Below are 21,489 nucleotides of genomic sequence, written 5' to 3' on the forward strand. Positions count from 1 at the left end.
AGAAAATGGATACAGAAAAAATTGTGCGGCGAGCCGCCAAGGAAATCAGTGAAGGCCAAATTATAAACCTTGGCATAGGACTTCCCACCCAGGTCTTGTCCCACCTGCCAGATGAAATGGATGTGCTGGTTCACTCTGAAAACGGCATTCTCGGATCCTGGAAAAGGGCATCACAAAATGAAATTGACCCATTCTTGATTGACGCAGGCGGCGCCTATATTTCAGTGCGGGATGGATGCTCCATCATGGACAGCGCAGTTTCTTTCGGTCTGATTCGGCGTGGTAAACTGGACGTTACCATGATCGGGGCTTTCGAGGTGGATCAGAAAGGAGGATTGGCCAATTGGAAAATACCGGGCTATTTTTCCCCCGGAATTGGTGGGGCAATGGAACTGGCCCAGAAGACTAAACGTGTTATCGTTTTATGTAGTCACAACAGCAAGGATGGAAAGTCCAAAATTCTCAAGAAATGTCGTTTGCCTTTAACTGCCGCTCACTGTGTATCGCGTATCATCACCGATAAAGCTGTGATGGATGTCACAGCGGGTGGGTTGCTGTTGCGGGAATTGGCCGAAAACATTGAGCTGGAAGAAGTAATCGCGTCTACTGAAGCCGATCTCATCGTTCCTTCGCTGATTGAGAGGTTCTGATGCAGGAGGATCTGGAAAAGGATATACTGAACAGTTGTGATCAGCTGTTTCCGTCTGTGGTCGACTTTACCAAGGAAATGGTAAAACAATACAGTGTCCTGGGGCAGGAAAATGGCACTCTGGAGGTCGTTGAACGGGTAATGGATGATCTGAATCTGCCTGTAAGCCGTGTGCCGATGAAACGTGATGACATGGTTTCTAGCCCCCTGTATGCACCTGTCGAGTGGGATCATGAGGATAAGTACAATCTTGTATCCTGCCTTAATCAGGGAGAACAGGGCAAGAGCCTGGTGTTTAATGGCCATCTTGACGTGGTCAGTGCAACGCCCTTTGATATGTGGACGAAGGCCCCCAACGACCCTTGGGAAAAAGATGGCTGGTTATATGGCAGGGGAGCAGGGGACATGCAGTCTGGCGTTGCCGCCATGATCTACGCGGTGCATGCCGTTCAGCACGCCGGGTATAAAATTTCCTCGCCCCTGACCATTCAAGCCGTGGTTGAGGAGGAATGTTCAGGTAATGGTGCACTGGCCTGTCTTCAGCATGGGTATGATGGTGATTTTGTTCTGATACCCGAACCTTTCGGGCCTCAACTTTATACCGGCCAGCTTGGCGTTTTGTGGTTTAAAATTATTGCCAGGGGGGTGCCGGTACATGTGCTGGATACTTCCAGCGGGGCCAATGCCATTGAAAAACTTCAGATGTTGATTCCTTTTCTGAAAGAACTGGAAGATGATCTCAATACACATCATCGCGTGCCTCCGTATGACCAGTTCGATCATCCGTTTAATTTGAATATTGGCAGGATTTCAGGTGGGAACTGGCCATCCAGTGTACCTGCGCATGCCGAACTTGAGGCCAGAATTGGTTTTCCTCCTGGCATGTCGGCCAATGACATCATGCAGAAGGTCAGTGACAAGCTGGAAGGGGCCGTCAGCAGACTGCCGGCGTTCGGGGCAGAACGACCGGTTTTGCGCTTTCATGGTTTTCGGTCCGAAGGTCATTTGATCGATTTAAAACATCCAGGAATTGAGATGCTCTCCAGATGTCATATGAGCCTGACCCAAAAAGAGATCGGGCATTATCTGTCTACCTGCACAACGGACCTGCGGGCGTTCCATTTTTATAATCGCACCGGAGGTACCTGTTATGGCCCAGTGGCGAAGAATATTCATGGAATCGATGAATGTGTGAATCTGGAATCCGTCCGGCAAGTGTTGAGGACATATGCTTTGTTTATTAGTCGTTGGTGTAAGGTTGAGAAAATATGAGAAATGCATTTCTGGTAGATTATGCCCGGTCAGCGTTCAGCCGGGCACACCCGGTCAAGATGGATGTTGATCCTTTTGCTGATATGAGAGCCGATGAGATATTGGCCGACATAATGAAAAATATATGTCAGCGTAATGACATCACAAATGATCTCATTGATGATTTGACTATCGGTTGCGCCCTGCCGGTCAAGGATCAGTGGAGTTTTGGTGGGCGTTACCCGATCTACCTGAGTGGCCTGGGGGGAAAAGGCGGCAGCCGTATGATTGATCAGCAATGTGGTTCAGGCCTTGCGGCCATGCGCATGGCTGCCCTGAATATTGGGGCGGGAAGTGCGCATATCGCCCTGGCGGCGGGTTATGAGCATATGACCCGAATCCCCATGGGGCCGTCTTTGTTTAAAGAAGGTGTTCTGACCGTACCCAGTAAGGGGTATGACGGTGAACGGAAACTTGATATGGGTGTGGCCCTCAATATGGGCCTGACAGCGGAGAGACTGGCGGCGGAAAGTGGTATTGGCCGGCAGGCCATGGATGAATTCGCTTATCATTCACATCAGAAAGCCGGTCAGGCACAGAAAGTGGGCTTTTTCGCCAATGAAATCATTCCAATTACAACGCCGAATGGTCAGACTGTGCAGGTGGATGGAAATATTCGACAGGACACAACCCTGTCCCGTCTGGCGGAACTGAAGCCGGTATTTGATGAAGAGGGCATTGTCTCTGCAGGGAACAGTTCGCCCCTGACAACCGGCGCCGCACTGTCGGTTCTTATGTCCGAGGAAGCTATTTTAAAGACCAGGGCGGAACCGGTTGCCAGAATAGTCAGTTGTGTAGACCGGGGCGTGAATCCAGAATTGATGGGTGCTGGTGTAATGCCGGCCATCGAAGCCGCGCTGGAAAATGCCGGTATTACGTCAGATCAGGTCAGTGCCTGGGAAATCAATGAAGCTTTCAGTGTGGTCCCGCTTTATGCCATGAAACAGCTGAAACTGGATCCTGAGAAAGTCAACATCATGGGCGGGGCTATTGCCCTGGGGCACCCTCTTGGCGCAACCGGTATACGGTTGACGGGCACCCTGGCCAGAATTCTTCGTAAGATCGATGGCCGTTACGGTGTCGCAGCCGCATGCATTGGTGGCGGGCAGGGTATAGCGATGGTGATTGAGAAGGTTTGAGCGAGAAATATCCCGGACATGATAATATAATTATTTTTAGTCCGGGAGTACTCGTATTGGACGAGCTGGAATCGTAAATGAAAGGTAAGGCTTTAACCTTCCCGGTCGTGATTTGTTTCTAATTAAGAGATTCCTGGTTCGATTTCGACTGAATATTATCCGCCAGGTTTTTCAGATTATCGCCGTCAAGCCGATAAATGTGAAAATCATCTACCCTCCGGGCTCCGAAACTCTTGTAAAATCCGACGGCGGCCGCCTCAGGAAGCACCTGCCATTCCATACGTTTGCAACCTCTTTTCATGGCTGTTTTAGCCAGTGCGGCAAAGAGTTTTTGGCCAAGGCCCAGTCCACGGCAGTTCTCATTGACATATAGATCACTTAAAAACAGAATCGGACTTGCATTCCACACCGAAAAAGTCATGTAAAATAAGGCGAGACCCTGCGGTTCGTCGTTGACCTCAATGATAAGGGTATCGAAGCATTTTTCCGGGGAAAATCCGAAGCGGGTGATTTGCTCTTCTGTGATATGGCATTGATCGCCATGACCATCATGTTCAGCCAGTCGATGGAGAAACGTGGTAATGATGGAAGCATCGTTCATTACAGCTGGTCTGATCGAAATCATTATGTAAGCCCTTGTTTATACTATAAAAACATCTTGGAGGAAAGAATAACCTGTATCCCTATAGTATTGGGAAATTATCCTGTTTCCTCAATTCTAAAGGGAGAGTCGATGCACGGTCAATTTATTGATTTTTATATCCGTTATAGATATTAGAAATATAAAACGATGAACATCGGAAGTATGCCTTTAAGCGACGTTAGCGCAGCTTTATGGAGAGCAAACAATCTACAGACGATGAGCATATATGTTTAGAATGTTCTTCGAGGTGACAATTGGGGCTTGTCACGTTAACTTTTTCCAGTCGAAGTGGTCTTGTCTTAAAAAAAGTGGACAGGACCTCCAAAAGAATTATTGATATTTTATGGAGGATTTAAGTTGTCGTGCTCGATAGGTTTTGTCTGCGCCTAGATATTAGAAGTGCGCTTGAGCTATACGCCATTGGTTGGACAGTTTCGAGGATACATAAGCTACAGTCTGCAGCTCTGATCGGTTCTATATTTACGCTGCAAGACTTAGAAAGTCTGAGTATGGGTTCAATTCAAATCCTGCCCCCGCAACCATGTGTGGACGGCCCTTTAAATGCAAGGGTAAATTTGTTGGATGTTGCGATGTCGTCAGGTGCTTTCATGTGTCCGGCCTTTTGATGCGGTTGATATCCGCTGGCCCTGATGATTTCCGCAGACCCGGTCTCCAATCAAACACACGCTCAATTATGAGCCTGGTTGTGGTCGAGGTGTCCGGGTCCTTGGATTCCTGCTCTTTGTGATCATCACATCAAATGTCCTTGCAAAGGGGTGTTGTGTTCAGTCGTGCGGTTTAAGCGTGTCTTTCTCTTGGCATGTAGGGTTCTTTCCGGGTCATGATCGCCCAGGCGATCGGTACGAAGCGCATGGTTGGCCGGGTGACCGCTTCACAGATGGCTTCCGCATCGGCTGCGTCATTTTTGCCCCGTTTGACGTAGGGTTTGACATATTGAGGCGGCATCAGACGAACCTGGTGGCCCAGTTTCTGGAGTTCTCTCGCCCAATGATGAGCACTGGCGCAGGCTTCCATGCCAACCAGACAGGGGGGAAGGTTGACAAAGAAAGGCAGCAGCATATGTCGGCGCACTTGTTTGCGGATGAACACCTTGCCAGTGTCATCAATGCCGTGGATCTGAAAACCCTCTTTGCGAGGTCAAGGCCGATTGTGGTAATGTTCATGGTGGATGGTCCTCCTGTAATGAAGTTCGAAACAACTCTCATTATGGCACATCAGATGCCGCTAACGAGGGCCGTCCACATCATCAACGGAAGTTGACGCCGCCCGAATTTATCCGAGGCGGCGCTTCTTTACCGTTTTCAGGAGATCCTTTTATCAAGCGCAAAAAAATACGGAAGAACAGATTATTTCGACCCTTCAGGAACATGCCGCAGGCATGAAAGTTAGTGATAATTGTGAAAAAAGTATATTAAATCGGGATTATTATTTTTATCGGAGCGTATACATTCTAAAAGCTGGTGGAAAAAATATGCTTGAAGAATTGTCTGATCACATAGAAAGCCTGCGGCGTTATGCCTTTGTTTTGTGCCGGAATCATCATGATGCAGATGATTTGGTGCAGGAAACGCTGGTCAAGGCGATTGCGGCCGCCCATACCTATAAGACGGAAAAAAAGCTCAGGATTTGGCTTTTTGCCATCCTGCATAACAATTTCATTTCCAGCAAAAGACAGTTTGCCCGCCGAACCAGGGCGGCGGCCTTTCTTGACGGACTGGCGGAACAGGACGGGACAGTCCCGCCGCAGCAGGAAAAAACGCTTGAGGCCCGCCATACGGTGCGGATGATGGCCAGGCTGAGCACGGATCAGCAGGCGGCGTTAAGTTTAATCGCGCTGGAGGGTATGCCTTATGAAGAAGCCGCGGAGGTCCTTGATATTCCGGTAGGGACACTGATGTCCAGGCTGGCCCGTGGGCGGGAGGCGCTGCGGAAGATCATGAATTCAAAAGGGGAAGCCCGCTTTAAGGTTGTGAGGTGAGATATGAATAATCGTCCATTGGAAGTAGAACTACACAGTTATGTCGATGGCCTGCTGGATGACGAAGCCATGAACCGTGTTGAAGAATATCTTCTGGAAAACCCCTCAGTCGCATCGGAAGTGCAGAAATACCTGGAGGACAAGAGAAATATCCGGGAATTTTCAGAGCTTGGCTCCCGACCGCCCCAATCGGCAGCGCTCAGGACACTTGAACGCCAGCTTGCCAAAAAACTGAAGCGTACACGTTTTACCCGCTGGCACTATGCAGCCATGCTGGCGATCGTAATGACAGCATCCGGTTGGATCAGTCACGGCGTTTACCAGGAAATCTATGGTGGTCCCTGGTTCACCGATGAAATTACTGTTGCCCACAACCTGACTTCCCTTGAAACTGGTGAGCACGAGCGGTTCGCGAGCGACAGCGTCAGTGGGTTGTTCTCCCATATCGGGGAGCCGGCGGTGCTCCCCGACTTGACACGGTTTAACCTGGCGCCCGCCGGGGCCCGTCTCGTACCCAGTTACGAGGGACCGGTTCTCCAGATTTCCTATCGTGGTGATGGAGGAGAAAGCCTGTCTTATTTCCTGCTGCATGACAAAAAGCAGGAGGAATTGCCCATGCGTATCCTGCATCGACCGAATGTGGCTGTTGCCTACTGGCAACATGCTTTTTCACGATATGCCATAGTTTCCCCGATGCCCGATGACAAGGTACGCAACATTGCGGATTACCTGGATAGTACCCTGCAGGAAAATATGAAAATCCCGAAATCGGGAATTTTTTGATATTCCGGGGGAATAGAAAGACTTCTCAGGCGTATATGGATTGAAACGGTCGCGCTCGCGATCTGATGATCAATTCAAGAAAGGCACTTTGGTGCAGGAGAGAAGTATGAAAATACCCGGGTTAGTCAGTGTCATCGCCCTGACAGTCGTGCTGAGTTCTGGTCCTTCCCGGGCCATGGAGTGGCTGGATGAACTTGACCTCAGGTCACAGTGTTCGGTTTATTTTCAGGCCCCCGAAAGCAAGGAAGGTATTTTATGTGAATCCTTTATCCAGGGATATCTTTCCGGTATCCATTCATTGCGCAGGGATGTTGACCGGAAGATCAGTAAAAAAGTCTCTCCCACCGGCGATAGTTTTTCCGACCGCGCCATTCGCACGCGGGCCGGTAGCCGGTTCAGATATATAGACCCTGCGCTTCATCGGGGATTTTGCATTTCGGATGACGTCACTTCGGATGTCGTTGTGCGTAAGGTGGTGACATACCTCAATGAGCATCCGGATGACACGCCGCTTCCCGATAACAAGATTCTGTTCAATGCGCTGCTCGAAAATTTTCCCTGCAATGAATGAAAGTTGAGAATCCTGTTTTTTTGATAACAAGCAGTAATGAAGTGGAGAACCGCCAATGCTGCGTATAGCCAGCCTTGCCCTGGCGCTGGGGATCACATGGCTATTGTGGTCGGGGCACGTCGATCCCCTGTTGCTTGGGCTGGGCGTTCTGTCCATCGTGATCGTTCTTATCGTCAATAGACGCATGGCCGCCATCGACGAGGAAGGTGTGCCATTTCAGCTTGCGGGGTCAATCTTTGCCTACTGGATGTGGCTGGTCGTTGAGATTTTTAAATCCAATGTGCATGTCGCCCGGATTGTTCTGTCCCCCAAAATGAAAATTAGTCCGACGATTGTCAAAGTATCGGCTTGGCAGAAAAGTGATCTGGGTCAGGTCCTGTTTGCCAACAGCATTATCCTGACGCCGGGCACGCTATCACTTGATCTCTTCGAAAACCAGGTGCTGGTGCATGCGTTGACAAAAGAGAGTGCCCTGGAGGTTCAGGCTGGCGAAATGAATATGCGCGCCGCGAGGGTGATGGGTAGCGCCGGTTTGGAAGCCGGAACTGAGGAAGAGGGTAGAGTGTAATGTATCTTGCTGCAGTAGTCGCCATTGTGATTACCATGTCCCTGGCTGTTGTCCGGGCGCTCGTCGGGCCGACCGTTTACGACCGTATACTTGCCGTCAATATGTTCGGCACGAAAACCGTGCTGTTGCTGGCGGTTGTCGCCTTCCTGTTCGGGCGGACCGACTTTCTGGATCTTGCCCTGCTTTACGCCCTGATCAATTTTATCAGTACTCTTGCCGTGCTGCAGTATTTTCAGCGCCGGACTGCTGCCCAGGCGGAAGAAGCCGGCGAGCAGGGAGGGGAGGCATAATGGAACTTGTTGCCGATATTCTATCCTGGATCCTGCTTCTGTCCGGCAGCTTTTTCGTTTTTGCCGGCGGTATCGGTTTTCTCCGCATGCCGGACCTCTATTCCCGGATGCATGCGTCAAGCCTGACGGAGTCTCTCGGGGCGATCCTGATTTTGATCGGTCTGATGGTACAGGGTGGTTTCACGCTGGTGACCGTCAAACTGATTATCATGTTGTTCTTCCTTCTGTTTACAAGCCCGACTGCGGCTTACGCGCTGGCCAATGCGGCTTTGCTGGCCGGCGTGAAGCCGAAGGCCTCCCTGTTGTCCGGACAAGAGAAAGGAAGCGATAAATGACCGAAAACATGCTTTTTCTTGACATCATCGGCCTTGTCATTCTTGTGCTGCTGGTCATTGTGGCCGCCGGGATCGTCATCACCCGCAACCTCTTCACCGCGGTGATGTTGCTCGGCATCTTCTCTCTTCTGATCGCCGCGTCCTTCTTCCTGCTGGATGCCGCGGATGTGGCGTTGACGGAGGCCGCTGTCGGCGCCGGGGTCTCAACGGTGCTGATGCTTGGCACCCTGGCGCTGACCACCGACCGCGAAACCGGAAAAGGCGCCGCCCGACCGCTGGCCGGTGTTGTCATTGTCCTGACGGCTCTGATCCTTTTGTATGCCACATTAGACAAGCCTTCCCTGGGGGATCCGCAGGCACCGGTTCATGGTCATGTTTCGGAAAAATATCTGAACGAAAGCATGGACGAGATCGGGGTCCCCAATTTCGTGACCGCCATTCTGGCCAGTTATCGCGGGATTGATACGCTGGGCGAGGTTGCCGTTGTGTTCACGGCGGCGACCGGTGTGGCGCTGCTTCTGGGCGGACCGCGTCGAAAGCCCCGGGACGAGCAGGGAAAGAAAACCGAGGACCGGAAAACCATCAGCCATCATATGGTGCCGCGGGTGGTCTCCAAGCTGCTGATCCCCTTTATCATGCTGTTCGCGCTTTATGTGCAGTTTCACGGCGACTACGGGCCGGGCGGCGGTTTCCAGGCCGGGGCGATTTTTGCTTCTGCCGTCATGTTGTATGCCATCGTCAATGGCGATGATCTTGCCCAGACGGTGCTGTCTGCACGCGCCATGGGTATTCTGATGTCCGCCGGGCTGTTGCTTTACGCCGGCGTCGGTTTTGCCTCGCTTCTGCTTGGCGGGAATTTCCTGGATTATTCGGTCCTTGCCGCCACACCGCTAGCGGGCCAGCATCTGGGGATCCTGTTGATCGAGGCCGGGGTCGGCATGACGGTTACCGCGGCGCTGGTAACCATTTTCTATGGCTTTTCAGCACGGGGGAGCCGCTGACATGGAAATTCTCGGTCTTTTTAACTACTGGGTGTTTGTGATCCTGCTGATGCTTGGCTTCTATGCTATCGTCGCCCGGACCAACCTGATCAAGAAAGTTATAGGTCTAAGCATTTTTCAGGCCTCTGTCTTCCTGATGTATATCAGCATGGGCAAAGTGGAAGGGGGCACCGCGCCCATCATCATCCCTGACCTGCCTGAAGACACCATCTTCTCCAATCCCCTGCCGCAGGTGCTGATCCTGACGGCCATTGTGGTCGGAATTTCAACGACCGCCCTGGCGCTTGCCATGGTGGTCCGTATCAAGGAGGAATACGGCACCGTCGAAGAGGACGAAATCCGCAAGAAAGACTCCCGCGAGAAGGAGACAACCTCGTGACCCTTGCTGCCCATCTGCCTGCCCTGCAGGTTGCCCTGCCGCTGGCGGCGGCCCCGATCTGCGCCCTTTTGCGCTGGCGCTCCACAGCCTGGTCAGTCGCCGTATTGATCAGCTGGCTAAGCCTGCTGGCGGCGATCGGCATTTTTACGCATGTCAATGAACATGGCGTTTTTGCCTATTCCATGGGAGGCTGGGAACCTCCGTTCGGTATTGAATTCCGTATTGATGTACTGAATGCCCTGATGCTGTTGCTGGTCACGGGCGTCAATGCGGTCGTAATCACCTGGTCGCGGCTGAGTGTGCAGCAGGAAATCGATGATTGGCGGGAACCGATGTTCTATGCCGCCTGGCTGCTTTGCGTCTCCGGCCTGCTGGGTATCACCATCACCGGCGATGCTTTCAACATATTTGTGTTTCTGGAGATTTCATCGCTGGCGAGTTACATCCTCGTCTCGTGCGGCAAGGACCGGCGCTCCCTGGTGGCCGCCTACAAATATCTGATCATGGGCTCCATCGGCGCCACTTTCTTCCTGATCGGTGTCGGGTTGTTGTATATGACCACGGGTACACTGAACCTTTACGATATTTCCACCCGTCTTCCAGACTCTGATTTCTCGCGTCCCGTTTTGGCGGCGGCCGGCTTCATCACGCTGGGCTTGGCGCTCAAGTTTGCCATGTTCCCGCTGCATCTGTGGATGCCCAACGCATATACCTTCGCGCCCCATGCGGTATCGGCCCTGCTGGCGGCGACCTCGACCAAGGTCTCCATCTATGTATTGCTCAGGTTCGAATTTATCGTGTTCCAGCCGAACCTGGATCATCATGATATCCAGTTTTCCAGCTTTATTATTCCCCTCAGCGTCCTTGCCATCTTCGTCGGGGCCATTGCCGCCGTTTACCAGGGAAACATCAAGCGGGTGCTGGCCTATTCGTCGGTCGGACAAATCGGCTATATCCTGCTCGGGATCGGATTGTTAACGGTCGCCGGCCTGACCGGAGGCATCCTGCATCTGTTTAACCACGCCTTGGCCAAGGCGGTTCTCTTTATGGCCGTGGGCTGCCTGTATTTCCGATACGGCACCTGCCAGATCAGCCGTATGGCCGGATGCGGCCGGGAAATGCCCTGGACCATGGGGGCTTTTGTCATCGGCGGTCTGAGCCTGATCGGCGTGCCCTTCACGGCCGGTTTCATCAGTAAACTTTATCTGGTCAGGGCGTTGCTGGAGCAGGGGGCGACCGGCATTATACTGGCCGTCCTGCTGCTGATCGGTTCCCTGATCGCAGTGGTTTATATCTGGCGTATCGTCGAATCCGCCTATTTCCGTCCCAAAGCGGAAGATTCAACGGTGGCGAGGGAGGCGCCGCTGGCTCTGCTGCTGCCGACCTGGGTGATGGCGCTGGCCAATATCTATTTCGGCATTGATCCTGGCCTGCCCCTTGACATGGCCCGCACGGCGGGCGAGCAGCTTCTCGGGGGGGCGTTGCTATGATGGCAGACGTATTCTCCAATCCCCTGGCGCTGGCGATCATCATTCCGTTGCTGGGCGGTCTCGGCGTTGCGGCCAGCGGGCGTATCCCAAATGTGCGCGAAGCTGTGACCCTGGCCACATCACTCCTGCTGGCCGTCCTGGTCTGGTCTCTGTTACCGCAGGTGCTGGCAGGGGAGGTGATCGAGTTGAGGTTGCCGGCGATGGCGGAGGGCCTCGGTTTTGCCTTTACCCTTGAGCCGCTCGGCATGCTGTTTGCGCTGGTTGCCTCGACGTTGTGGGTGATCAACAGCGTCTATTCCATCGGTTATATGCGGGGGAATAAGGAACAACACCAGACCAGATTCTACATCTGTTTCACCATCGCCATTGCCAGCGTAATGGGGATTGCCTTTGCCGGAAATCTGCTGACCCTGTTCTTCTTTTACGAGGCGCTGACCCTTTCCACCTATCCGCTGGTCACCCACAAAGGGGATGCCAAGGCGCTGGCCGGCGGGCGGGTCTATATCGGCCTGCTGCTGACCACGTCAGTCGGTTTCCTGCTGCCGGCCATCATCTGGACCTGGAGCGCCACCGGCACCATGGACTTCGTTCCGGGCGGTATTCTCGCCGGGGTCCTGTCCGGCGGGGCGGTCGGCTTCCTGCTGTTCCTGTATATGATCGGGATCGGTAAGGCAGCGCTGATGCCGGTGCATTACTGGCTGCCGGCGGCCATGGTGGCGCCGACCCCGGTCAGTGCTTTGCTGCATGCGGTGGCAGTGGTCAAGGCCGGTGTCTTTACCGTGGTCAAGGTTGTGGTTTATGTGTTCGGCGTTGACCTGCTGGCCGGGGAGGCGAGCGCTTCCTGGCTGATCTACGCGGCCGGCTTTACGATTATTGTCGCCAGCCTGATCGCGCTCAGGCAGGATAACCTTAAAAAACGTCTTGCCTTTTCCACCGTGAGCCAGCTTTCCTATGTGATCCTGGCGGTTGCCCTGTATGTGCCGGCTGGTATTGTGGCGGCTACCCTTCACATTGCGGCTCACGCGGTGGGCAAAATTACGCTGTTTTTTGCAGCGGGCTCCATTTATACCGCGGCTCACAAGACAGAGGTCAGCCAGCTTGATGGCATCGGCTGGCGCATGCCGGTGACCATGACGGCCTTCGCCGTAGGGGCGCTGGCCATGATCGGTCTGCCGCTGACGGGCGGTTTTATCAGCAAATGGTATCTGGTGATGGGCACGCTTGAAGCGGAAAGCCTGTTCGCCCTTATGGTTATAATGATCAGTACCTTGCTGAATGCAGCTTATTTTTTACCGATTGTTTATCGCGCTTTCTTCCGCCCGCTACCGGCAAAAGAGGCCGTGGCAGAGATGCATGGAGAGGCTCCCCTGCCGATAGTTCTGGCTCTATCAGCCACGGCTTTCCTTACAATATTGATCTTTTTTGTCCATGCTCCCCTCCTGGAGCTGGCGGAAGCTCTGCTCAAAGGTGCTCCATGACGGAAATACAGAAGGATGAAATGGAAAAACACTGGTTGGTCAGAAAGGACACGATCCGGAAACTCTGGATCGGTGGCGGTGTGATCCTGCTTCTCACCGTGCTCGCCCAGTTCTTCGTCCCCATCAAGGGCAAATTCGGGGTGGACGGCTGGTTTGCCTTTCCGGCGCTCTATGGTTTCGCGACCTGTGTGGCCATGGTTTTGGGGGCCAAATGGCTTGGATATATCGTAAAGCGGAAGGAGGACTATTATGATGAGTGACTTTTTTCCTCCAGCCCTCGTTCTTATTATTGGAGGACTGTTGCTTTCCCTTGCTAAGGGAAGGGGGCGGGACCTTCTGGTGCTTGGTGTGCCCGCCCTGACTTTTTACGCGATTTGGAGCCTGCCCGCGGACGCCATGCTTGAAGTGCCCTTCCTGGACTATATGCTGGTGCCGCTTGAAGTCACCACCCTGGGCCGGCTGTTCGCCACTATCTTTACCCTGATGGCCTTTGTCGGCGGTCTTTTTGCCCTGCGTCAGGCGACTAGCGGCGAGATGGCGTCTGCCTTTGTTTATGCGGGAGGGGCGGTCGGCGTTACCTTCGCCGGTGATCTGATCACCATGTTTATATTCTGGGAACTGATGGCCATCGGCTCAACTCTGGTCATCTGGTGCGCGGGCACGGAGCAGGCGCGGGCTGCCGGCATGCGCTATATCCTGATGCATTTACTGGGCGGGGTGATCCTGATGATCGGTATCATCGCCCAGATCAGCCATTCCGGCACCATCGACTTTACAGCCGTCGACCTGGACGGAATCGGCGCCTGGTGCATGCTGATCGGGATACTGATAAATGCGGCGGCTCCTCCTTTTTCTGCCTGGCTGTCGGACGCCTATCCGGAGGCAAGCCCGTCCGGCAGCGTCTTCTTGTCCGCCTTTACCACCAAGACCGCCGTCTATGTGCTGATGGTGGTTTTCGCCGGGACCAAGATACTTATTCCAATCGGATTGATTATGGTCTTTTATGGCATCATTTACGCGCTGCTTGAAAACGATATGCGGCGGATTCTGGCCTATTCCATCGTTAACCAGGTGGGCTTCATGGTGACCGGGATCGGCATCGGCACCCCGCTGGCGCTGAACGGTGTGGCGGCCCATGCCTTCTGCCATATAATCTACAAGGCGCTGTTGCTGATGAGCGCCGGTGCCGTATTGCACCAGACCGGGAAAAGGCGCTGTACGGACCTGGGTGGACTGTTCCAGTCCATGCCGGTGACCGCCGTCTGCGGTATTATCGGCGCGCTGGCGATTTCCAGTTTCCCGTTGACCTCCGGCTTTGTCTCCAAGAATATGATTTCCGCTGCCGCTGGTTATGAAGCCATGACGGTCGTATATTTCCTGCTTGCCGCGGCGTCCGCCGGGGTATTCCTGCATGCCGGGATCAAATTTCCCTGGTTTGTGTTTTTCCAGAAGGACTCCGGTCTGCGTCCCAAGGATCCGCCAGTGAATATGCAGCTGGCAATGATCATTTTCGCCTTTCTCTGCATCGGTATCGGCGTCTATGCCGCGCCACTCTATGATCTTTTGCCCTATCCGGTGACCTATGAACCCTACAAAGCGTCGACGGTGCTGAATTATCTGCAACTGCTGCTGTTTGCCGGGCTGGCCTTCTTCGTCATGCTGCCCTGGATGAAACGGACCCTGACCATCAGCCTGGACGCGGACTGGTTTTACCGCCGTCCGCTTTATTGGGCAGGTAATGCCACGTGGAATATTCTGTCGCGGGCCTATGATCGCTTTATACGGGCTCTTTCAGGCGGAAAGACCTATTTCGTTGGCCTGTTTGACACTCTATTTAACGCCAGGGGCGTGTTGACCAGGACATGGATGATCAGCACCACAGCGGCCTGGACGATCAGTCTGCTGCTGCTCTATCTTGTCTCTTACGTATTTTAGCCATAGGGCGTTCGGATAACGTCCGTCTATATCCAGCTCGGGATTTGAACCTTTGGATCGAGTAGGGGGGCCATTGAGAGTGCACCAGGGGGTGAAACCCCCGTCATAAGCAGGCAAATTCTGGAAAATAAGCCTCTATAATAAAGTGCGCACAAATCGCACAATTTATCTTCTAACTGTATGAGATATTTAGGCTGTTCGTGCCTGCTGACTGCACCAATATCCTTTCCCGGACATTCCTAAATCTTCCTAAACCGCAGAAAAATTCAGGTTTCTGCGGTTGATGCTCTTCCAATTTTCCCTCATTTTTTATCTTATCAGAAAAAAGTGCGCAAGGAGATAGGTGTGAAAATGGCTTCAGTGAGAAAACATGGAAAGAAGTGGCAAGCAGGCGTAAGACTCAAAGGTACTCGAAAAAGAAAGTTGTTTAAAACCAGAATGCAAGCTCAGCGTTGGGCCTTGGAACAGGAAGAGTGGACTTGTCCAAAAAGCGCTGGCGCAATCCATTGGTTAGCCCTCTCTGATAGCTTTGTCACAAACCATAGAGGTTTCAAGAAAAGATTATTATCAGGCTCTGGAGGACAGTAACAAAGGAACCGATATTACAGATTGGCTGATTTATTTTGCCGAAATGGTTTTTTCCGCACAGAATAATACAGAATCCCTTCTGGAATTTATCATTGCCAAATTCAGGCTCTTTAATCGTCTTAGAGGATTGTTGAAATAACGTCAGGAAAAAGCTCTGCTACGTATGTTTCAGGAAGGATCCTCTGGCTTCACTGGCGGGATGAGTGCGGAAAAATATATCTCGATTACCGGCGCATCTCGTGCAACAGCAATGCGTGATTTTCAGGAATTGATCGCAAAAGGTGCCCTGAAGAAAACGGGACAGCTAAAAAATACACGATACTGGCTCAATATCTAAGTCATGCTGAGTTAATCGTTTGAAAACTGAATATTCTGTCGACGATTAAGGTTCGCGCCAGGCGGTCGACCAGAATAATCGTAGCGACAGAGCGTAAGGTTGAATTATTTACGGTGAGCAAGTGGCTAAACTTGGAGTGATAGGAGAGGTTTGACACTTATTATCGTTGTACGATTCCTATGTTAAAATCCTGCAAAAAAACAAAAAAATATAAGTCTGGCAGGTTATGAAACTTTCGAGAACCGAGAGCACTTCGATTGGCTCAGAACGAGTATAATCGGGTGAAGGCGGTGGAAAAATGGCCGGCCCAGCCGCTCAAAAACGACCTGATAATTTTGACCAGGTGTAAAAACTTGCATCGGAAAGCCATAGCCGGTTACACTCAGCCGAAGGCCGATGCATGACTCTGTGCCGGACTGTGAGAAGTCCAGCCTTGTGTGAAGATAGACAGGTAAATTACGTTGGTAGCAGGTGCCAATCATGAGCTTTCATTCATTTTGGCGCAGAATATATTCCTGAACTTCTCATTGAGGGAAGATGATGAACAAACTGGTTTTAAAACCTGTCCGATGTTGGCCACTGACGCTGTGGTTTTTTGACCAACTTGATGCCCGAACTATTCTTCAAATCCAGCAGCCCTGGGTGGTACTCTTTACAAAGGTTTGGTGCAAATCGTGAGTGATCCCGTGTTGAAGAACAAGCAGATACGCTTATGACGAACTCCGACAAGGCATTTGTAATCAAACGAGATGATCTGCAAAGGTTGTTCGATGTTATCATTACGCGCGGCTATACGCCTGTAGGGCCGATGGTCCGCGATGGCGTGATCGTTTATGACGTGCTGCGCCGCGTTCAGGATTTGCCCGAAGGCTGGACCGAAGACCAGGATGCCGGGACGTATCGTTTGAAACGACGCGACGATAGCGCGTTGTTCGGGTTCAACAATGGTCCGCATTCATGGAAAAAATACCTGTTTCCGCCACGGTCGAAACTCTGGGAAGGCAAGAAGACGGAAGATGGCGGTTTCACGCTCAAGGAAGTGGAAGACACTGAGAGGCCCTTCGCGTTCATAGGCGTGCGCTCCTGCGACCTGCACGCAATACAGGTGCAGGACAAGGTGTTTATGAACGAACACCATCCGGACCCGCTTTATACTGATCGCCGGTCCAGGGCACTGATCATTGTCGTCAATTGCGGACAGGCGGCCAAGACCTGTTTTTGCACCTCCATGAACACCGGACCGCGCGCGGAAGGGGGTTATGATCTTGCTCTGACCGAGATTCTGGACGGCGACGATCATTATTTCTTCGCGGAGCCCGGCAGTAAAGACGGCTTTTCCCTGCTGGCCGAAGTACCGCACGAGGAGGCGGACAGCGACAATTTTACTGCTGCGGAAAAAGGCACGAAGCGCGCCGAGGAACAGATGGGGCGCAAGATCGACATTTCCGACATCAAGGAGCTGCTCTACCGTAACTACGACAACGAACGCTGGGACGCGCTTGAAAAACGCTGTCTTGCCTGCGGCAATTGCACCATGGCCTGTCCGACCTGTTTCTGTTCCAAGGTCGAAGACGTGACCGATCTAACAGGCGACCATGCCGAGCGCTGGCGTGAATGGGATTCCTGTTTCACGATGGATTTTTCCTATATTCACGGCGGTAGCGTGCGGTCTACGACCCGCTCGCGCTACCGGCAATGGTTGATGCACAAGCTCGCGACATGGTTGGACCAGTTTGGCACGTCGGGGTGTGTAGGCTGCGGGCGCTGCATCACATGGTGTCCGGTCGGTATTGATCTCACCGAGGAAGTTCGCCTGATCCGAGACAGCGAAAACCAAAAGGACATCGCCAATGGTTAGTATCAAGGATATTCGCACCCTGCTCGCTGAAAACCCGTTCTTCGATGGGATATCAGAGGAACATATGGAAACAATGGCGGGATGCGGCAGGCTCGTGCATTTCAAGCCTGGCGAATTTCTCCTGCGTGAGGGAGACGAGGCGGACACGTTTTACTTGATCCGTGATGGGGAAGTAGCGATTGAAAGCGATGTCCCGACGGCTGGCCCCCTTTCGATTGCACGTATCGGCCCATGCGGGATCACCGGCTATTCGTGGCTGTTCCCGCCGCATCGTAATAGTTTCGATTCGCTGGCTCTGACGCATGTATCAGCCATTGCGCTCGATGGTGAATGTTTACGTGGCAAGGCGGAGGACGATCATGAGCTCGGATATCAGCTCATGAAACGCTTTGCGCAAGTCATGCTCGACCGCCTGCAGGCAGCGCGGCGACAGATGCTGGACGTTTATGCGAACGGGAGGACGACGGATGCAGCCTCAGGCTGAAATGCGATCACCGATGCGTCCGCATCCCTTCCGCGTGCTGGAAATCGCGGAGGAAATTCCCGGCTGCATGACTGTGCGCGTCGAGCCGTCCGGCGACGGGGGCGACGCCGCGTTCGCGCCGGGACAATTCTACATGATTTATATCTTCGGTCACGGGGAAGTGCCGATCTCGGTCAGCGGCGACCCGGAGAAATCAGGGGAACTGACCTTTACCGTCATGGCCGTCGGCTCTGTGACGCAGGCGCTGTGCGCCGTCAAGTCGGGCGACGTCATCGGCTTGCGCGGCCCGTTCGGCAGCGCCTGGCCGGTAGACAAAGTGAAAGGGCGCGATGTGATTGTCGTGGCGGGCGGGCTAGGCCTGGCTCCGCTGCGGCCGTCGATCTACCGTATGCTGCACAATCGTAACGATTACGGTGACATCACACTTCTCTATGGCACGCGTCAGCCACAGAGTATCGTTTTTCCGCAGGAACTTGCCGACTGGCGCGAAGATGCGCTGATAGAAGTAGAGGTTACAGTCGACACCGCCGGTCGTGACTGGCCGGGGAAGGTCGGCGTCGTTACCGAATTATTGAAAGGTCGCAACGTCGATCCAGCTAAGACTTCCGCCCTAATTTGCGGGCCGGAGATCATGATGCGCTTCTCGGCCTATGCGCTGTTGGATATCGGCGTTGCGGCCGAAAACATCCATGTATCGATGGAACGCAACATGAAATGCGCGGTCAGAATGTGCGGACGCTGCCAGTACGGGCCGTTCTTTATCTGCGCCGACGGGCCGGTGTTCCCGTTCGACTGCGTCGAACGGTTGTTCAAGATAAGAGAAGTGTGATGACTGACAAACCGAAACTCGCGGTCTGGAAATTCGCATCCTGCGACGGTTGCCAGCTTAGTCTGCTGGACTGCGAGGACGAGTTGCTGGCCGTTGCGGATCACATCACCATCGCCAATTTTCCGGAAGCCAGCCGCGCCGTACTCGAAGGGCCGTATGATCTGTCGCTGGTCGAAGGCTCGATTACAACGCCGCATGACCGCGACAGGATAAAGGAGGTTCGCCGACAGTCGAAATTTCTTATCACCATTGGCGCTTGTGCCACTGCCGGCGGGATTCAGGCCTTGCGCAACTTCACAGACGTACAGGAGTTTATGGATATCGTTTACGCCAGCCCCGAATATATCAGCACGCTGGACACATCGACGCCGATATCCGCTCATGTGAATGTGGATTTTGAATTGCGCGGCTGCCCCATCAACAAGAACCAGCTGCTGGAGGTCATCAACGCGTTCCTGAATGAACGCAAACCGAACGTATCGCCGAACAGCGTCTGCCTCGAATGCAAAAAGCGCGGCACCGCCTGTATCATGGTGGCGCATGGCACGCCCTGCATGGGGCCCGTGACGCAGGCCGGGTGCGGCGCGATTTGCCCGACCTATAACCGCGGTTGTTACGGCTGCTACGGGCCGATGGAAACGCCCAACACGGCCTCACTGGCCGCCTGGATGCACGATCTTGGCGTGTCGGGGGGTGAGTTGCGGCGCATGTTCAGGACATACAACGCCGAAGAAGCCGAATTCAGAGAGGAAGGCGACCGCCACGGGGGAGAAAACATATGAGCGGTTCACACGGCAGCGGCACGCGCACAATCAAGGTTGATTATCTCGCCCGCGTCGAAGGCGAAGGCGCGATGTATATTAAAATCCGGGACAATGTCCTTGAAGACGTAAAGCTCAAGATATTCGAGCCGCCGCGCTTTTTCGAAGGGCTCCTGCGCGGGCGGGAGTTCACCGAAGCGCCGGACATCACATCGCGCATTTGCGGCATCTGCCCCGTTGCTTATCAGATGAGCGCGATCCACGCGATGGAGAACGCTTGCGGCGTGCGCGTCGAAGGTGCGCTGCGCGAACTGCGCAGGCTCTTCTACTGTGGCGAATGGATTTCCAGCCATACACTGCATATTTACATGCTGCATGCGCCGGATTTCCTCGGCTATCCAAGCGCTGTCGAGATGGCGAAGGATCATCCGCAGGTGGTCGAGCATGGGCTTGCGTTGAAGAAGACAGGCAATGATATCATGAGCCTGATGGGCGGGCGTGAAATCCATCCGGTCAACGCTCGTGTTGGCGGGTTTTACCGGGTTCCGATGAGAAGCGAATTGTCGGAGTTGCGAGAAAAACTGTTGCGCGCCCGCGAACTGGCGCTGGAAACGGTGAAATGGAGCGCAACACTCGACTTCCCGGATTTCGAACAGGACTACACATTCGTCGCGTTGAGGCACGACGATGAATACCCAATGAACGAGGGCCGCGTTGTGTCGAACAAGGGGCTCGATATCGATGTTTCCGAATATGACGACCATTTTGAGGAACAGCATGTCGACTATTCGAACGCGCTTCATTGCGTAATGAAGCCGGACGGAAAATGTTATCATGTCGGGCCCATGGCGCGGTATGCGTTGAACTTCGACCACCTGCCAGAAGACATCCAGGATGCGGCAAAAGCGGCCGGGCTAGGCCCCGTCTGTGCCAACCCGTTCCAAAGCATCACCGTGCGAGCGGTGGAAGTGCTCTATGCCGTAACGGAAGCACTCCGCATCATTGACAACTACAACCCGCCGCGACAACCTGCGATCGACGTGAAACCGAAGGCCGGGACGGGTTTCGCAGTGACGGAGGCACCGCGCGGACTGCTTTATCATCGCTACACCATTGACGATGACGGCATCATAAAAGACGCAAACATCGTGCCGCCGACTTCCCAGAACCAGAAGATGATCGAAGAGGATTTACGCCATTTTGTCCCGACTTGCCTCGACAAAGCGGATGATGAAATCCAGCACGTTTCCGAACAGGCGATCCGTAATTACGACCCATGCATTTCCTGCGCCACGCATTTTCTCAAGCTTGAGGTCGACCGCGAATGACGAAAGCGCCGACCCTCATCATCGGCATTGGCAATCGCTATCGCGGCGACGACGCATTCGGCTGTATGGTGGCGGGCGAACTGGCCGGACAAGTGCCTCTGGACGTGACATGTATTGAGCATGACGGAGAGCCCGCCGGGCTGATAGAGTGCTGGCAAGGTGCTGAGAAGGTAATCCTGATCGACGCCGTGTCCTCGGGTGCGGAGGCAGGGCAAATCTTCCGCTTCGATCTTGCGCGGCAAGCGCTGCCGGAAGATTTTAATTTATATTCCACCCACGCCTTCGGTGTGCCGCAGGCGGTGGAACTCGCCCGGGCGCTGGCGAAGCTTCCACCGGATATCCGGTTCATCGGTGTGGAGGGCAAAAATTTTAATGCCGGCGAAGAGCTCTCACCGGCTCTGTCTAAAACGAAGGATGCATTAATTGCAGAAATTTTGAATTCACTGAAATCACAGGAGAGTATTCATGCATGAATTTTCACTGATGGCCGACCTGTTGCGCAAGATCGAACAGCTTGCGAAGGAGGCCAATGCCGACAAGGTCGTGGCGGTGAAGGTCAAGCTCGGCGCGTTATCGCACATCACGCCGGATCATTTCCGGGAGCATTTTGAGGATGCTATCGTCGGCACGGCGGCGGAGGGCGCGGAACTCGATGTCGAACAATGCGACGACGAACAGGATCCCAACGCGCAGGACATCCTGCTCGAAAGCATCGATATCGCGGCCTGATCCC

25 protein-coding genes and 1 pseudogene are annotated in these 21,489 nt (G+C 53.5%); 24 read left to right on the plus strand and 2 right to left on the minus strand.

Going from position 1 to position 21,489, the window contains the following annotated elements; genetic code table 11:
* Positions 1 to 5: 5 nt before the first annotated feature.
* Genes ACORNT_RS10405 through ACORNT_RS10415 form a run of 3 tightly spaced genes read left to right on the plus strand, consistent with a single transcriptional unit; the run spans position 6 to position 3,099 of the window.
* A complete protein-coding gene (locus ACORNT_RS10405) occupies positions 6 to 650 on the plus strand; it encodes a 3-oxoacid CoA-transferase subunit B (protein WP_321390143.1) in 645 nt (214 codons plus the stop codon).
* Positions 650 to 1,921, plus strand: a complete 1,272-nt coding sequence (locus ACORNT_RS10410) for an ArgE/DapE family deacylase (RefSeq protein ID WP_321390146.1) — start codon at positions 650 to 652, stop codon at positions 1,919 to 1,921. The genes ACORNT_RS10405 and ACORNT_RS10410 overlap by 1 nt, the downstream gene beginning before the upstream one ends.
* Entirely contained in the window at positions 1,918 to 3,099 is a 1,182-nt protein-coding gene (locus tag ACORNT_RS10415) for an acetyl-CoA C-acyltransferase (RefSeq protein WP_321390148.1), read from the plus strand. The genes ACORNT_RS10410 and ACORNT_RS10415 overlap by 4 nt, the downstream gene beginning before the upstream one ends.
* 118 nt (positions 3,100 to 3,217) lie before the next feature.
* On the opposite strand, the gene ACORNT_RS10420 is transcribed toward ACORNT_RS10415, so the two are convergent.
* A complete protein-coding gene (locus ACORNT_RS10420; RefSeq protein WP_321390152.1) occupies positions 3,218 to 3,724 on the minus strand; it encodes a GNAT family N-acetyltransferase in 507 nt (168 codons plus the stop codon).
* An 873-nt stretch (positions 3,725 to 4,597) separates the two neighbouring features.
* A pseudogene (locus ACORNT_RS10425) lies at positions 4,598 to 4,926 on the minus strand (IS110 family transposase); the annotation flags it as partial.
* A gap of 308 nt (positions 4,927 to 5,234) precedes the next feature.
* Here ACORNT_RS10425 and ACORNT_RS10430 point away from each other — a divergent pair.
* From ACORNT_RS10430 to ACORNT_RS10530, 21 genes are all read left to right on the plus strand, one after another.
* On the plus strand, positions 5,235 to 5,741 hold the full coding sequence (locus tag ACORNT_RS10430) for a sigma-70 family RNA polymerase sigma factor (protein ID WP_321390155.1): 507 nt from the start codon (positions 5,235 to 5,237) through the stop codon (positions 5,739 to 5,741).
* A 3-nt stretch (positions 5,742 to 5,744) separates the two neighbouring features.
* A complete protein-coding gene (locus ACORNT_RS10435; RefSeq protein ID WP_321390158.1) occupies positions 5,745 to 6,524 on the plus strand; it encodes a hypothetical protein in 780 nt (259 codons plus the stop codon).
* A gap of 106 nt (positions 6,525 to 6,630) precedes the next feature.
* Positions 6,631 to 7,095, plus strand: a complete 465-nt coding sequence (locus ACORNT_RS10440; RefSeq protein ID WP_321390161.1) for a Rap1a/Tai family immunity protein — start codon at positions 6,631 to 6,633, stop codon at positions 7,093 to 7,095.
* A 55-nt stretch (positions 7,096 to 7,150) separates the two neighbouring features.
* Positions 7,151 to 7,663, plus strand: a complete 513-nt coding sequence (locus tag ACORNT_RS10445) for a Na+/H+ antiporter subunit E (RefSeq protein ID WP_321390163.1) — start codon at positions 7,151 to 7,153, stop codon at positions 7,661 to 7,663.
* Positions 7,663 to 7,953, plus strand: coding sequence for a monovalent cation/H+ antiporter complex subunit F (locus tag ACORNT_RS10450; RefSeq protein WP_321390167.1), 291 nt, complete (start codon positions 7,663 to 7,665; stop codon positions 7,951 to 7,953). Before ACORNT_RS10445 ends, ACORNT_RS10450 begins: the two co-directional genes overlap by 1 nt.
* Positions 7,953 to 8,288, plus strand: a complete 336-nt coding sequence (mnhG, locus tag ACORNT_RS10455; RefSeq protein ID WP_321390170.1) for a monovalent cation/H(+) antiporter subunit G — start codon at positions 7,953 to 7,955, stop codon at positions 8,286 to 8,288. The genes ACORNT_RS10450 and mnhG overlap by 1 nt, the downstream gene beginning before the upstream one ends.
* Positions 8,285 to 9,289, plus strand: a complete 1,005-nt coding sequence (locus tag ACORNT_RS10460) for a DUF4040 domain-containing protein (protein WP_321390173.1) — start codon at positions 8,285 to 8,287, stop codon at positions 9,287 to 9,289. The genes mnhG and ACORNT_RS10460 overlap by 4 nt, the downstream gene beginning before the upstream one ends.
* 1 nt (position 9,290) lies before the next feature.
* Positions 9,291 to 9,668, plus strand: coding sequence for a cation:proton antiporter subunit C (locus tag ACORNT_RS10465; protein ID WP_321390176.1), 378 nt, complete (start codon positions 9,291 to 9,293; stop codon positions 9,666 to 9,668).
* On the plus strand, positions 9,665 to 11,158 hold the full coding sequence (locus tag ACORNT_RS10470) for a monovalent cation/H+ antiporter subunit D family protein (RefSeq protein WP_321390179.1): 1,494 nt from the start codon (positions 9,665 to 9,667) through the stop codon (positions 11,156 to 11,158). Before ACORNT_RS10465 ends, ACORNT_RS10470 begins: the two co-directional genes overlap by 4 nt.
* Entirely contained in the window at positions 11,155 to 12,636 is a 1,482-nt protein-coding gene (locus ACORNT_RS10475) for a proton-conducting transporter membrane subunit (protein WP_321390182.1), read from the plus strand. The genes ACORNT_RS10470 and ACORNT_RS10475 overlap by 4 nt, the downstream gene beginning before the upstream one ends.
* Entirely contained in the window at positions 12,633 to 12,896 is a 264-nt protein-coding gene (locus ACORNT_RS10480) for a hypothetical protein (protein WP_321390185.1), read from the plus strand. The genes ACORNT_RS10475 and ACORNT_RS10480 overlap by 4 nt, the downstream gene beginning before the upstream one ends.
* A 40-nt stretch (positions 12,897 to 12,936) precedes the next feature.
* Positions 12,937 to 14,571: a Na(+)/H(+) antiporter subunit D gene (locus tag ACORNT_RS10485; protein ID WP_321390187.1), complete on the plus strand. Its 1,635-nt coding sequence runs from the start codon at positions 12,937 to 12,939 to the stop codon at positions 14,569 to 14,571.
* Between the two features lie 345 nt (positions 14,572 to 14,916).
* Complete coding sequence (locus tag ACORNT_RS10490) at positions 14,917 to 15,159, plus strand: hypothetical protein (RefSeq protein WP_321390190.1); 243 nt, start codon at positions 14,917 to 14,919, stop codon at positions 15,157 to 15,159.
* A 163-nt stretch (positions 15,160 to 15,322) separates the two neighbouring features.
* Positions 15,323 to 15,496 carry a hypothetical protein gene (locus ACORNT_RS10495; RefSeq protein WP_321390192.1) on the plus strand — a complete coding sequence of 58 codons (174 nt, stop codon included), beginning with the start codon at positions 15,323 to 15,325 and terminating at the stop codon, positions 15,494 to 15,496.
* Positions 15,497 to 16,208: 712 nt separating this feature from the next.
* Positions 16,209 to 17,354, plus strand: coding sequence for a 4Fe-4S dicluster domain-containing protein (locus tag ACORNT_RS10500; RefSeq protein ID WP_321390195.1), 1,146 nt, complete (start codon positions 16,209 to 16,211; stop codon positions 17,352 to 17,354).
* The gene (locus ACORNT_RS10505) at positions 17,347 to 17,838 is read left to right on the plus strand and encodes a Crp/Fnr family transcriptional regulator (RefSeq protein WP_321390197.1); all 492 of its coding nucleotides are present in this window, start codon (positions 17,347 to 17,349) and stop codon (positions 17,836 to 17,838) included. Before ACORNT_RS10500 ends, ACORNT_RS10505 begins: the two co-directional genes overlap by 8 nt.
* Positions 17,822 to 18,667: an FAD/NAD(P)-binding protein gene (locus ACORNT_RS10510; protein ID WP_321390200.1), complete on the plus strand. Its 846-nt coding sequence runs from the start codon at positions 17,822 to 17,824 to the stop codon at positions 18,665 to 18,667. The genes ACORNT_RS10505 and ACORNT_RS10510 overlap by 17 nt, the downstream gene beginning before the upstream one ends.
* The gene (locus tag ACORNT_RS10515) at positions 18,667 to 19,449 is read left to right on the plus strand and encodes a hypothetical protein (RefSeq protein WP_321390205.1); all 783 of its coding nucleotides are present in this window, start codon (positions 18,667 to 18,669) and stop codon (positions 19,447 to 19,449) included. Before ACORNT_RS10510 ends, ACORNT_RS10515 begins: the two co-directional genes overlap by 1 nt.
* The gene (locus ACORNT_RS10520; protein WP_321390208.1) at positions 19,446 to 20,756 is read left to right on the plus strand and encodes a Ni/Fe hydrogenase subunit alpha; all 1,311 of its coding nucleotides are present in this window, start codon (positions 19,446 to 19,448) and stop codon (positions 20,754 to 20,756) included. Before ACORNT_RS10515 ends, ACORNT_RS10520 begins: the two co-directional genes overlap by 4 nt.
* Complete coding sequence (locus tag ACORNT_RS10525) at positions 20,753 to 21,229, plus strand: hydrogenase maturation protease (protein ID WP_321390210.1); 477 nt, start codon at positions 20,753 to 20,755, stop codon at positions 21,227 to 21,229. Before ACORNT_RS10520 ends, ACORNT_RS10525 begins: the two co-directional genes overlap by 4 nt.
* Positions 21,222 to 21,485: a hydrogenase maturation nickel metallochaperone HypA gene (locus tag ACORNT_RS10530; protein ID WP_321390212.1), complete on the plus strand. Its 264-nt coding sequence runs from the start codon at positions 21,222 to 21,224 to the stop codon at positions 21,483 to 21,485. The genes ACORNT_RS10525 and ACORNT_RS10530 overlap by 8 nt, the downstream gene beginning before the upstream one ends.
* Positions 21,486 to 21,489 lie beyond the last annotated feature (4 nt).

Origin of the sequence: Emcibacter sp. (assembly GCF_963675455.1) — a bacterium.
Lineage (GTDB): Bacteria > Pseudomonadota > Alphaproteobacteria > Sphingomonadales > Emcibacteraceae > Emcibacter.